Source organism: Calidithermus timidus DSM 17022, assembly GCF_000373205.1.
Lineage (GTDB): Bacteria > Deinococcota > Deinococci > Deinococcales > Thermaceae > Calidithermus > Calidithermus timidus.
The window spans coordinates 247,178-259,738 of record NZ_KB890697.1 but is presented as its reverse complement, the minus strand read 5'-3'; the positions used below and the strand labels follow the sequence as shown (position 1 = coordinate 259,738).

General features: G+C 64.8%; 13 protein-coding genes. 7 read left to right on the top strand and 6 right to left on the bottom strand.

The genetic code is table 11. The features are described 5' to 3' along the window. Positions 1-30 precede the first annotated feature (30 nt). From B047_RS0110265 to B047_RS0110250, 4 genes are all read left to right on the top strand, one after another. Positions 31-987 (top strand): prohibitin family protein, encoded by a 957-nt coding sequence (locus B047_RS0110265; protein WP_018466876.1) that lies wholly within the window; start codon positions 31-33, stop codon positions 985-987. A 198-nt stretch (positions 988-1,185) separates the two neighbouring features. Continuing rightward, positions 1,186-2,448: an extracellular solute-binding protein gene (locus B047_RS0110260; RefSeq protein WP_026234796.1), complete on the top strand. Its 1,263-nt coding sequence runs from the start codon at positions 1,186-1,188 to the stop codon at positions 2,446-2,448. A gap of 59 nt (positions 2,449-2,507) precedes the next feature. Beyond that, positions 2,508-3,413: a carbohydrate ABC transporter permease gene (locus B047_RS0110255; RefSeq protein ID WP_018466874.1), complete on the top strand. Its 906-nt coding sequence runs from the start codon at positions 2,508-2,510 to the stop codon at positions 3,411-3,413. A 69-nt stretch (positions 3,414-3,482) separates the two neighbouring features. After that, positions 3,483-4,298: a carbohydrate ABC transporter permease gene (locus B047_RS0110250; protein ID WP_018466873.1), complete on the top strand. Its 816-nt coding sequence runs from the start codon at positions 3,483-3,485 to the stop codon at positions 4,296-4,298. Between the two features lie 32 nt (positions 4,299-4,330). On the opposite strand, the gene B047_RS0110245 is transcribed toward B047_RS0110250, so the two are convergent. Genes B047_RS0110245 through B047_RS0110230 form a run of 4 tightly spaced genes read right to left on the bottom strand, consistent with a single transcriptional unit; the run spans position 4,331 to position 7,968 of the window. Continuing rightward, positions 4,331-5,098 (bottom strand): glutaminyl-peptide cyclotransferase, encoded by a 768-nt coding sequence (locus B047_RS0110245; protein ID WP_018466872.1) that lies wholly within the window; start codon positions 5,096-5,098, stop codon positions 4,331-4,333. 2 nt (positions 5,099-5,100) lie between these two features. Beyond that, positions 5,101-5,706: a dTMP kinase gene (gene tmk / locus B047_RS0110240; RefSeq protein ID WP_018466871.1), complete on the bottom strand. Its 606-nt coding sequence runs from the start codon at positions 5,704-5,706 to the stop codon at positions 5,101-5,103. Continuing rightward, a complete protein-coding gene (locus tag B047_RS0110235) occupies positions 5,707-6,453 on the bottom strand; it encodes a Nif3-like dinuclear metal center hexameric protein (protein ID WP_018466870.1) in 747 nt (248 codons plus the stop codon). A gap of 60 nt (positions 6,454-6,513) precedes the next feature. Beyond that, complete coding sequence (locus B047_RS0110230) at positions 6,514-7,968, bottom strand: UDP-N-acetylmuramoyl-L-alanyl-D-glutamate--2,6-diaminopimelate ligase (protein ID WP_018466869.1); 1,455 nt, start codon at positions 7,966-7,968, stop codon at positions 6,514-6,516. 252 nt (positions 7,969-8,220) lie between these two features. On the opposite strand from B047_RS0110230, the gene B047_RS0110225 reads away from it, so the two are divergent. The 3 genes from B047_RS0110225 (at position 8,221) to B047_RS0110215 (ending at position 10,571) form a co-directional block, all read left to right on the top strand. After that, the gene (locus tag B047_RS0110225; RefSeq protein WP_018466868.1) at positions 8,221-8,829 is read left to right on the top strand and encodes a helix-turn-helix domain-containing protein; all 609 of its coding nucleotides are present in this window, start codon (positions 8,221-8,223) and stop codon (positions 8,827-8,829) included. Positions 8,830-9,006: 177 nt separating this feature from the next. Next, positions 9,007-10,026: an NAD(P)/FAD-dependent oxidoreductase gene (locus tag B047_RS0110220; RefSeq protein ID WP_018466867.1), complete on the top strand. Its 1,020-nt coding sequence runs from the start codon at positions 9,007-9,009 to the stop codon at positions 10,024-10,026. Positions 10,027-10,052: 26 nt separating this feature from the next. Further along, a complete protein-coding gene (locus B047_RS0110215) occupies positions 10,053-10,571 on the top strand; it encodes a ribonuclease FAU-1 family protein (RefSeq protein ID WP_018466866.1) in 519 nt (172 codons plus the stop codon). Positions 10,572-10,825: 254 nt separating this feature from the next. Here the strand turns inward: B047_RS0110215 and B047_RS16680 are convergent, their stop codons facing one another. Both B047_RS16680 and B047_RS0110205 read right to left on the bottom strand, forming a co-directional pair. Further along, complete coding sequence (locus B047_RS16680) at positions 10,826-11,806, bottom strand: hypothetical protein (RefSeq protein WP_018466865.1); 981 nt, start codon at positions 11,804-11,806, stop codon at positions 10,826-10,828. A gap of 11 nt (positions 11,807-11,817) precedes the next feature. Continuing rightward, positions 11,818-12,390 (bottom strand): LabA-like NYN domain-containing protein, encoded by a 573-nt coding sequence (locus B047_RS0110205; RefSeq protein ID WP_026234795.1) that lies wholly within the window; start codon positions 12,388-12,390, stop codon positions 11,818-11,820. Positions 12,391-12,561 lie beyond the last annotated feature (171 nt).

Sequence of the window (12,561 nt, the reverse complement as noted above, 5' to 3'; positions counted from 1 at the left end):
TCCCGTATTCTGAGGGCTGAGGAGGAAAACATGCTAACACTCATCGGCATTGCCCTGCTCATCCTCGGGATCGTTTTGCTGGTTCAACCTGGGCGGCGCAGCCTGGGCGGCGTGGTCGCTATCGTGGGCCTGGTAGCCGCCGTGCTGTCGCAGAGCTTCGTGGTGATCCCCGCCGGGCACGTGGGGGTGGTGTTCAACATCTTCGGCGGGGTGCAGCCCACCCCGCTGGGCGAGGGCTTTCGCATCGTGATTCCCGGCATCCAGAGCGTGGTGCTCTACGACGCACGGCTCAAAGAGGTGACGCTGGCGATGCCCACCCCCGGCACGCGGCAACCCGGTCCCAGCGAGGAGGCCATCACCGCCCGCAGCAAGGAAGGCTTAGAGATCGGGGTAGACGTGACCGTGCAGTACCGCATCAAGCGCGGCGAGGCGGCGCTTTTGCATCAAAATGTGGGGCCGGGCTACGTCGATACCCTGGTGGTGCCCCAGATTCGCAGCAAGGTGCGCGACGCGGTGGGCCTGTTCAACGCCGCTGACCTCATCAGTACCCAACGCACCCAGCTCGAGGCCGCCGTCACCCGCGAGCTCTCCGAGGACCTGGGCGCCCAGCACGTCGAGCTGGTCTCGGTCTTGCTACGCCGCATCGACATTCCCCAGTCGGTGGCCAAGGTCATCGAGGAGAAGCAGACCGCCGAGCAGCAGGTCCAGGTCGCGGAGAATCGCCGCCGCCAGGCTGAGATCGACGCTCAGCGGGCGGTGGTTCAGGCCAAGGGCGAGCGCGACGCGGCCATCTTAAAGGCCGAAGGCGAAGCGCGGGCCATCCAGTTGCGTGGGGAGGCCCTGCGCCGCTCCCCCGAGGTCATCCAGCTCACCGTGGCCGAGAAGCTCGCGCCTGGCATCAACACTGTGCTGCTGCCCGCCGATGGCAACTACCTGCTCGACTTGCGGAACCTGCAAACGCTCAACCAGACGGCTCCGACGCGGTGAGGTGGGTTGGTGGCCGATGGCCGGGCGTCAGTCGTATGCCAGACGCAAAACGCTTTGACGGATGGTGGCTTACCGCTTCCTGCCTCCGGCTTGTGCGCAATGTGAGGGAGTGTACTTGTGATCCCTTGGGGCTAAGGCGGTAAACTGGGCACGCAGGTTTCGACCTAAAGCTTCTGCTTGCGCAAGGAGGAATTCCTCATGCTCAGATCTTTCATTCACGCTCGAGCGTTGTGGGTGAGCTTGCTGGCCTTCGGGCTGATGAGCGCTCAGGCCCAGGTGACCATCACCTATTGGCAGTACGACTTCAAGAGCAAGATCGAGGCCATCGACGAACTGATCAAGCGCTTCGAGGCGGCCAATCCGGGCATCAAGGTCGTGCATCAGACTTTCCCCTACGACGCCTACCAGCAGAAGGTGGGTTCTTCCATCCCAGCAGGACAGGGCCCCGACGTGGTCAACCTCTTCTACGGTTGGCTGCCCACCTGGGTCAAAGCGGGTTACCTGGTTCCGCTGCCGGAGAGCCTGATCAACCCCAAGCAGATCGACAGCGAATTTGTCAGCATGGCCCAGAGCGCCAAGATCGACGGTAAGTACTACGGTTTGCCCACCGCGGTGCGCAGCCTGGCGCTGTTTTACAACAAGGACCTCTTCCAGCAAGCGGGCATCGGCAAGCCCCCTAAAACCTGGGCCGAGTTCATCGAGGCCGGCAAGAAGCTCACCGTCAAGCAGGGCGACCGCTACACCCAGATCGGCTATGGCATCTCCCCGGACGGGCAGGACCACCACCTCGTGCGCGAGGTGCTGCTGCGCCAGATGGGCGGGCGGCCCTATTCCGACGACGGGCGCAAGGTGCTCTTTGGGGGGCCTGAGGGGCTCAAGGCCTTCACCATGTACACCGACTGGGTCAAGAAGCATGGCATCGGCATTCCCAACTTCTTCCCCGGCAACAACGGCTACCGCGACGGTTTCATCGCCGGCAAGATCGGCATGATCATCGATGGTTCCTTTGCCATCGGCACCATCCGCAGCGGGGCCAAGTTCAACTGGGGCGTGGCCGAGCTGCCGCTGGAGAAGGCCGGGGGGCGCAAGGCCAACTTCGGCTCCTTTTGGCTCCACGGCATCACCCCGCTGGCCAAGGGGCCTAAGCTCGAGGCCAGCGTCAAGTTCCTCAACTTCATCACCTCGGCGGAGGCGCAGCGCTACTGGTTGGAGAAGGTGGGCGAGCTTCCCGCCCGCAAGGAGCTGATCAAAGACCCCAAGCTCTCGCTCGACCCCGTCTACGGGCCCTTCATCCTCAGCCTCTCCTATGCCAAGGCTACTCCCTTCGTGGACGAAGCCGCCCAGCGCACGGTGATCGTCAACGCCATCAACCGGGTGCTCCTGCAGAACATGGACCCCGCGCAGTCGTGGAAGATGGCGGCGGAAGAGGAACAGAAGATCCTCGACGGTTTCTACAAGTAGAGCAGGGTTGAGGGGAACGGGGTCGGAGGCCCCGTTCCCCTGCATCCCGAAGCCTTCCTATGAAGCGATTCCAGCTCAGTCTGGCTGCCCGCGAAGCCCTGTGGGCTTATACCTTCCTGCTCATCCCGCTGGCCTTCTTCCTCTTCATCCGTATCTGGCCTGCCTTCCAGGCGTTGTGGCTGTCGCTGTACGACTGGAACGCCGACCCCAGCAAGCGGGTTTTTGTGGGGCTCGAGCACTACGCCCAGATGGCCCAGGATCCCCTCCTTGCCCGCTCGCTGCGCAACACCCTGCTCTACACCCTCATCGGGGTGCCGGCTCAGTTGGTATTGGGGCTGGGCATCGCCCTGCTGCTCAACGCCGTGACCCGCGAGCGGCTGCGCGACGTGTTCCGCGCCATCTACTTCGCACCCTATGTGACCCCGGCGGTGGCGGTGGCTTGGGTGTTTAGCTGGATGCTCTCGGCCAACTTCGGCGTGGTCAACGAACTGCTGCGGCTGCTTGGGCTCCCGGCGCAGGACTTTTTGCGCAACCCCAGCCTGGCCCTGCCCACCGTGACGGCGGTGGTGGTCTGGCAGAACCTGGGTTTTCAGGTGGTGCTGTTCCTGGCAGGCTTGCAGAACATCCCCCGCGACTACTACGAAGCCGCCCGCATCGACGGGGCCGATGATTGGCGGCTTTTCCGCCACATCACGCTGCCGCTCTTGAACCCGGTGATGGTGTTCTCGGCGGTGATCGGCACCATCGGCTTCCTGCAACTGTTTACCCAGGTGGTCAACCTCAGTTTCACCGATCAGGGCGGGCCCCTCCACAGCACGCTCACGGTGGCGTTGTACATCTACCAGCAGGCTTTTGGGCGCTTCGACTTGGGCTACGCAGCGGCCATCACGGTGCTGCTGTTTGGGATCATCCTGCTCATTACCTTGGTCCAACTGCGGCTGCTGTCGCGGAGGGTGGAGTACTGATGTTCGCCACCACCAGCCCGGCAGGCGGCCAGGTAGGGGAGGGGAAAGGGCCGGCGCGGGGTACCCGAGATGAATAAACGCCTTTCCTCCTTCTTCGTCTACACCCTGCTGACGCTGGGTGCTCTGGCCATGGTCTTTCCCTTCGTCTGGATGATCCTGACCTCGCTCAAGAGTTTCCAGGAGCTCTTCGAGCTGCGCTGGCTACCGCGGGAGCCGACGCTCGAGAACTACCGCGAGGTGCTCTTTGGCACCCAGTTCCCCCGCTGGTTCCTCAACAGCTTGGTCGTAGCGAGCCTCACCACCGTCTCGGTGTTGTTCTTCGACAGCCTGGTGGGTTACACCCTGGCCAAGCTGCGCTTCCCCGGCAAGAACCTGATCTTCGTGACGATCCTGGCCACGCTGATGGTGCCCACCGAGATGCTCATCATCCCCTGGTACGTCATGAGCGTGGACTACGGCTGGGTCAACACCTTCTGGGGCATCCTGTTCCCCGGCCTCCTCAGCGCCTTCGGCGTCTTCCTCATGCGCCAGTTCTTCGAGTCGCTGCCCAGCGACCTGCTCGACGCGGGCCGCATCGACGGCCTGAGCGAGTTCGGGGTGTTCTGGCGGGTGGCCTTCCCGCTGGTGCGCCCGGCGCTGGCGGCGCTGGGTATCTTCACCTTTTTGGGCAACTGGAACGCCTTCTTGTGGCCGCTGGTGATCATCCAGACCCCCGAAATGCGCACCCTGCCCGTGGGCGTGGCGCTCTTCTCGGGCGAGGCGGGTACCGCTTGGCACCTGATCATGGCGGCCAGCAGCCTCGCGGTGATCCCGGTGCTCATCGTGTTCTTCATCTTCCAGCGCCAGATCATCGAGGGGGTGGTGCTCACCGGGGTCAAGGGGTAATTCGCGGATAGCCCATAGCCGATAGCTACCACCTACCTCACCAGCTCGATCTCGAACAAATAGGGCCACAGCTTGCCCGTCACGAACAGCCGCTTGCCCTGCTCGTCGTAGGCGATGCCGTTGAGCACGTCGGCCTTGGTGATGAGCATGGCGAGCCTGCTGAGGTCGATCCAGGCCTCCACGTGCCCGTCCTTGGGGTCGATGATGGCGATGCGGTTGGTCTGCCAGACGTTGGCGTAGATGAGGCCCTGGATGTACTCGAGCTCGTTCAGCCGCACCACCGGCTCGCCCCCTGCCGTCACCTTGACGGTGCGGACGGGCTTGAGCGTCTTGGGGTCGAGGAAGAACAGCCGGTCGGTGCCGTCGCTCATGATGAGCTGGTGGCCGTCGTGGGTCAGGCCCCAGCCCTCGGTGGCGTAGCTGAAGGTGCCGGTCTGCTTGAAGGTGGCGAGGTCGTAGATGAAGCCCTTCTTGCTGGTCCAGGTGAGCTGGTAGATCTTGCCCTCGAACAGGGTGATGCCCTCCCCAAAGTACTCCGAGGGGAGGGGCTGGCGCTGGAGCACCTTGCCGGTCTGGAGGTCCACCTTGCGGATCTCTGAGCGCCCGTTGAGCCCGGTTCCCTCGTAGAGGAAGCCATCGTGGTAGATGAGCCCCTGGGTGAAGGCGGTGGGGTCGTGGGGATACATCTTGAGTAGCTTGAAGCCGTAGACGGGAACCGAGCCGTTGCCCTCGTGGGCCGTCACGGAGGCCGAAGCCCCCAGCAGCAGGGTCAGACAGACGAACAGGATCAGGCGGCGCATGGCTACAGCATAGGGACCAAAGATGAACGCAGGCTTTGTTGTATGGCCTCCACGCTCTGGGTGGCATCCAGCACCACGAAGCGCTCGGGCTCGAGGCGGGCGAGCTCGAGGTAGCCCTGCCGCAGGCGATGGTGGAACGCTAAGGGCTCGCGCTCGAGGCGGTCGCGACTGTCGAAGCGCCGCAGCCCCACCTCGGGCGGTAGGTCGAGCAAAAAGGTGCGGTGGGGCTTGAGCCCGCCCGTCGCGCCCTCGGCCACCGCCCGCAGCCACTCCAGCGGCAGCCCGCGCCCGTAGCCCTGGTAGGCCAGCGAGGAGTCGAGGTAGCGGTCGCACAGCACCACCTCGCCGCGCTCGAGGGCCGGGCGCAACACCGTGCGCACGTGCTCGGCGCGGTCGGCGGAGTAGAGCAGGTACTCGGCCTCGGGGGTCATGTCGTGGTGGTGCAGCAGCAATCGGCGGATCTCAGCCCCCACCGCGCCGCCGTCGCCGGGCTCGCGGGTGGTGAGCACCGCGCGGCCCTGCGCGCGCAGCCACTTTGCCAGCAGTCGCACCTGCGTGCTCTTGCCCGCACCTTCGGGCCCCTCGAAGCTGATGAACAGCCCCGCCATTCAAAGCCCCGTGGGGTGCTCGAGGAAGACCCAAGGCAGCCCGAACTCGCGCTCGATGCGCTCGGCCAGGGCCTTCACGCCGAAGGTCTCGGTGTCGTAGTGCCCGGCGTAGATGGCGTTCATGCCCAGCTCGAAGGTGGGGTGGAAGTTCTGGTGCTTGGGCTCGCCGGTGATGAGCAACTCGGCCCCGGCGGCCTTGGCCTGGGCCACGTAGTCGGAGGCCGAGCCCGAGATCACCGCCACCCGGGTGACCTCGTTGGGGCCGCCCTGGTGGATGAGGCACTGCATCCCGGTGATCTGGCCCAGTCGGTCGCCGATCTCGGAAAGGGTATGGGGCCGGAACAAGCTGCCGATGAACCCCACCTCGAAGGGCTCGAGGTTTTGCAGCCCCAAAGCCTGGGCGATCACGGCATTGTTGCCCACCTCGGGGTGCACGTCGAGGGGCAGGTGGGAGGCGTAGAGGCTGATGCCCCCCTGGAAGAGGGCCTCGAGGCGCCGCTTGTGGATGCCCACCACCGGCATAGCCCCGCCCCAGAACAGTCCGTGATGCACGATCATGAAGTCCACGCCTTGCTCGCGGGCCTTGTCGATGGTGGCCTGGGCGGCATCTACCGCTGCGCCGACCTTGTGAACCTGCTCGTTCCCTTCGACCTGGAGCCCGTTAAGCGAGGGGTCGCGCATTTGTTGGGTGATCTCCCTGCTCTTGAGAAATTCGTCCAGCCAGCGGACGAGGATGTCGCGGTGCATGGATATAAGTCTACTGCCAGGGGAACGCAAGGCGCCTTGGCACGAGCCCCACGCCTCCCTTTACCCATCCCCTTGAACCCGATACCCGCGCAGTGCAGCCCTCACTTCCTCCACCTCGTTCCAGGGGATCGTCTCGGTGCCGCGCTCGAGGGTGCGCTCGTGCCCCTTGCCCGAGAACAGCAGGGTATCGCCGGATCGGGCGTTTTCGACGGCATGGCGGATGGCTGACCGCCGGTCGCCGATGCATACGTGCCGCCTGGGATCGCCGTGGGCTTGGGCCATGGTTCGCAGGATGGCCCCCAGGTTCTCGCTGCGGTGATCTTCTTCGGTGAAGATGGCGAAGTCGGCCAGTTCGGCGGCCACCTGGCCGATGCCGGTGCGGCGGCTGGGATCTTGGTTGCCCGCCGCTCCGATCACCACCACCAAGCGGCCACGGGTGGTGGGGCGCAGGGTTTTGAGCGCAGCCCTCAGGCTGTCGCCGGTGTGGGCGAAGTCGACGATGACCCGGAAGGGCTCGGCCTGCAGGAGTTGCATCCGGCCAGGAACGCCGGGGAAACTGGCCAGGCCACGCTGCATCTCCTCCACCGAGAGGCCCATCCGTGCGGCGGCGGCCAGGGCGGCCAGGGCGTTTTCGGCGTTGAAGCGCCCCACCATGGGGAGCTGAACCGCGAACGAGCCGATGGGGGAGCACACCTCGAACTCGAGCCCCCCCGCACCCTCCGTCAGTTTCTCGGCCCGCCAGTCGCCCGCCAAGCCGTAGCTCCAGGTGCTGGGCCCGTCGGCCAGGTGGCGGGTCCAGCCGTTGTCGCTGTTCACCACGCGCCACTGTGAGCGCTCGAGCAGCTTCTTCTTCTCGGCGAAGTAGTTCTCCATGCTGCCGTGCAAGTCGAGGTGGTCCTCGAAGAGATTGGTGAAGATACCCACCGCGTACTCCAGCCCGCGCACGCGCTCGAGCGCGATGGCGTGGCTGGAGACCTCGAGCACCGCTTGCCGACACCCAGCCTCCACGAAGCGCCGCAGCACCTCCTGCACCTGCGGGGCTTCGGGGGTGGTGAAGTGGCCGGGGAGGAACAGCTCTTCCGCGCCGATCTTGACGCCCACCGTCGAGAGCCGCCCCACCGGGGACCGCGCCGACTGGAGTAGGTGGTGCAGCAGCACCGCCACGGTGGTCTTGCCCTTGGAGCCGGTCACCCCGGCCAGCTCGAGCTGCCTTGCTGGATAGCCCCACAAAGCCGCGGCCAGGTCGGCTAGGGCGGCCCGATCATGGCTCACTTTGCAGTAGGGGACGGACAGCTTTAGCTCTTTGGTTCCGACCACCGCCACGGCGCCGCGCTCAAGCGCTTGCGGGATGAAGTCGTGCCCGTCCAGCGGCGCTCGACTTTGCAGGGGAACACCCCGGATCGCCACGAACACGAAGCCGGGTTCGACCAGCCTCGAGTCATGGGTCACGCCCCGCACCGGCAGGGTCGGGGCTTCGCGACCCAGCAGGGCGAACAGATCGCGTAAGGTAACCACACCAGCATTGTATTTCCTGGCCTCGAGGCCCGTCTGTCCGGATGTCGCCCGACCCACCAGAGGGCCCCAGTCGTTCGATGGCCACCGGGTAGGCTCAAAGGGAAATCCGACGGCAGGTTGGCCGCGTAGAAGGTCTTGAAGACGGCATGCTGATCTTGGGCGGTCTCAGCAAGGACTCAGGAAATAATCAACATATCTATTTACAAAATGGTACTTAAGGACTAAGCTATGGATCAAGGAGGCGATGAATAAATGCAAAACAGCATCATTGACACCATCGGCTTCCACGCTGGAGAAATCATCCTATACCCCGGAAAGCCGGGCCCCAAGGACAAGCTTTACCGGGTGCGCGAGGGGCTGGTGCGCCTCCAGAGCGTGGACGAAGAGGGCAATGCCCTGACGTTGCGCTTCGCGCGTCCGGGCGAGTACTTTGGCGAGGAAGTGCTTTCGGGCGATGAGCGCAGCTACTTCGCGGAGGCGGTGACCCGCACCCGCATCGACATCGTTTCGCCGGAAGAGCTTACCCCCGAGGAGACCGTGAAGCTGGCTCGGCACCTGGTGAACGCGCTCACCCAGACCTACCGCACCATCCAGCGCCTCTCGGGCCAGCGCCTGAAGAACCGCATCGCCGCCACCTTGCTCGAGCTCTCCAACACCCCCATCGCCTTCCGCGAGAGCAGTGGCCGTGTGGGTGTGCGCGCCACCCACGACGAGATCGCTTCGGCGGTCGGCTCGGTGCGCGAGACCGTGACCAAGGTCATCGGCGAGCTCTCGCGCGAGGGCTACATCAAGTCCGGCTACGGCAAACTGGTGCTCGAGAACATCCGCGGCCTGGAGGACCTGGCCCAGCAGGCTGCATAAACTATCGGCGTGAAGGCATAATGGGCGGCTTTCAGCCGTCCTGTTTTGCCGCCGGGAAGCGAGCGCGGGCGCATCTTGTCAGGAGAAGCGCGCACCTTAGCCGCGAGGAGAGGGGTTGGGGGGGTACTGCGAATTTACGGTATACCAAACCGGAGTCCTTGTGTTATCTTATTCACCATGTTGCGGACCGACGTGACCGTGATCGGAGCTGGGCCGGCAGGACTCTTCGCAGCGTTCTATGTGGGGATGCGCGACCTCACGGTGCGGATCATCGACCCGTTGCCGGAGCCGGGGGGGCAACTCATGGCCCTGTACCCCGAAAAATACATCTACGACATCGCGGGTTTCCCCAAGATTCTCGCCAAGGACCTGGTGAACAACCTCATCCAACAGCTCGAGCCCTTCAAGCCCATCTACACCCTGGGCGAGCGGGCGGAGAAGCTCGAGGAGGTAAACGGCGACTTCCACATCACCACCTCCAGCGGTCACACCTACGCCACCGGCGCGGTGATCATCGCGGCGGGGGTGGGGGCCTTCGAGCCGCGCAAGGTGGGCTGCCCCGGCGAGGCTGAGTTCACGGGAAAGGGGGTTTACTACGCGGTCAAGAGCAAGGCCGAATTCGCCGGCAAGCGCGTGCTGATCGTGGGGGGTGGCGATAGCGCCGCCGACTGGACGCTGGGCCTCAAAGATACCGCCGAGGTCACCCTGATCCACCGCCGCGAGCAATTCCGCGCCCACGCCGCCACCGTCAACCAGATGATCGAGGCTGCCGAGGCGGGGGAGGTCCGTATTCTCACCCCCTACGAACTCAAGGAGATCCGCGGCGATGAGCGGGTACGCGAGGCGGTGATCTTCAACAACGTCAGCAAAGAGGAGACCGTGCTGGGGGTGGACGCGGTGGTCATCCTGGCCGGCTACCTCTCCAAGCTGGGGCCGCTGGCGACGTGGGGCCTCGAGATGGAGGGCAACAAGAAGATCAAAGTGCTCGATTCGACCATGCGCACCAGCCGTCCCGGCATCTTCGCCTGCGGCGACGTGGCGAGCTACAACGGCAAGTTGCCGTTGATCTGCTTGGGCTTTGGTGAGGCCTCCATTGCGGCCAACTACGCCGCCGCCTACGCTCACCCCGAACTCAAGGTCAACCCCGGTCACTCCTCCGAACGCGACGAGGCGCCGACCCCGGCGGCTGCGCACTGATCCTCGTTCCTCGCTGGAGGGCTGAGGTGTACGAGCCAGGCCAGCGCGTGCGCTTGGAGTTCTGGAAGTACCCCCAGGAGCGGCTGCACTACTGGTGGGAGGCCGAGGTGCGCGAGGTGCGCGGGGGGGCGGTGCTGCTGTACATGCCCCTGGGCTTCGAGTTCCACCACGAAAGCAAAGGGCGGGTGCTGCGCGTGGACCACCAGGCTTACGTGGCCTTTTTCGAGGGGCGCTGGTACTCGGGTGGCCCCGACCTCGACGCCGAGGGTAGGGTGCTCGAGTACTACTGGAACATCCAGACTCCCCCCCGCTTCGAGCCCGAGCGCATCTGGCAGTACGACCTTGAACTCGACGTGAAGTGCAGAGCCGACCACCGCTGCCAGGCTTTCGACCTCGAGGAGTTCGCAGCCAAGGCCCCGCTTTATCCGGCGGAGTGGGTGGAGCGGGCCACCCAGGCTGTCGCGGAGGTCGAGCGCCATATGCTGCGGGGGGAATGGCCAGTCCTACCGCCGGGCAGGGCGGGGGAGTGGCTCGAGCGCATCTAGCGCTATGGCCATCGACGACCCGTGCCGATGTAACGCTGCTGTAACGGTGCTTACGCTAGCATCGCCTCGAAGTTCGACAGCCCATGCAATCCAATATGGGGTGTGGGGCTTCGAGGGAAGGCGAGGGGACATCTGGATTTGCGCTTATTGGGCGGGTGCGAGGGGGCAGCGCCACCGTTATTGAGGCCCCTGGTGTTGGGCTAGAAGCCAGCCTTCCCGAAGACGACAACTGCCCTATGCGGCAGTTGTTCGTTTTAGCGAACCGCGAACAGCGCTTGGTAGAACATCCCCTTGAAGAAACCGTGGAAGGCGTAGGGCCAGGTGGCTTGCTGCCGGGCTCCGGTAGGCCAGTTGTGCCAGGCCGGGCCGAGGTAGTAGAGCCAGTGTCCGGCCAGATAGCGGGTGTTGCTCCAGGAAAGCCCCAGGGCCGCGTTGAAATAGCCGCGCAGCCTCGAGGCTGTAAGCAGCAGGTTCTTGACGGGATCTTCCAGGGCCTGGCGGGCCTCGAGTTCGGTGCGTGGGAAGCTGGCATAGGGCCAGGCTGCGAAGCGCTTGAGGCGCCGCTGCTGCTTGAGCGCGTCCTCCCAGGACATCTGGGCCAGACCCAGGGTGCGCGACAGCGGTCCCGCGCTGCCGGTGCTCTCGCTGAGGCTCTCGGCTAGTCCGTCGGCCAGGGAGCGAATTCCCCTCGACAAGCCTAAAGCCTTACCCCCGCCGTACTCCTCGTTGTCCACTATTGCTGCGAGCACCCCCGAGGGGAAATGCAGCCTCTGGGCCGCCTGGCCGATCTCCTGGCGGTAGGGCAGCACGCGCTCCAGGGCCAGCGGCAGGTCTCGGGTGTCGGGGGGCTGGCCCCGCTTGAGCGCTCCGATGGCCTCGAGCCAGCGTCTGGAGGCGGCCAGGGCCTCCTCGGGGCGGCCAAAGGCTGAAGGGCGATTGCGGCTTTGGTTGTAGAACTCCAGGCGCAGTAGGCGGCTCACGGCCCTCGCGCCAGGGTGCCCGGTTAGGATCTGGGCTGAAGCCTTGAGCGAGAGGTACTCCCTCACGATCGCCTCGCGGCGGGAGGGCTCAAGGCCCACCAGGATTTGCCGCAGGGACAGCCGCTGCCAGGGATCACTCAGGGGCAGAGGCCGGCCCTGGCTGAACAGCAACAAGAGGGCCAGCAAAAGCACACCCAGGGCCAGGGCGTGGCGGCTGGGCTGAGCCTGGAGCTCAGTCAGGGAGTGCGCTCTCACGGATAGGGCGCCTACAACTCGTCCTCGAGGGAGTCGAAGACCCCTCGAGCGGGTGTGGGCTGGGTTTCCTCCTGGTTCTCGGGTAAAGATTCAATGGCGGGGTACATCCGCCGCCCGCCACTCTGGCGCTCGAGGGCTTCGCGCATCTCGCGCAGGTCGAGGTAGCGGTCGGCCTGGTTGCGCAGCTCGAGGTCGGTGAGCTCGGGTACGCCCAGCAGGTGGATCTCCTTGCCCATGGCCCGCAGCGCGGAGAAAGTGTGCGCCAACTCGCTGGCTCCGGTGGCCACGATGGCGCGGTCCCAGCGAGGGGCGGTGGTGAGGGCATCGGTGGCCAACAGCGCCTCGAAACGCGGCTCTCCGTGTACCTCCCGGCTGCGCACGGTGTAGCCCATGAAGATGAGGGCGTCGAGGAATTTCTGCTGGCGCTCGTCGTCCGGATCGGTCAGGGGAGCGTAGTAGAAGGCGTTATAGAGGTCATCGGCGGGGCCGAACTGGGCGATCACCCGGCGGTGATCTACGTTCCAACCCAGCCGTTTGGCGGCGTTATACATATACGAACCGTCAATGAAGAGTGCAACTTTCACGAACTCAATCATAACAGGCTCAAGAGGCGATAATGTGGAAGTTGTGCATCACTTGGATGAAGTGCTGTTTTACGCGGGTCGCCTGGAGGAACCCCTGCTGCGCTTGGGTCCGGGAAAAGCCGATCGGGTCGCGCTGTTGTTCAGTGATCCGGAGGGGGTTCGGGCGCTGTG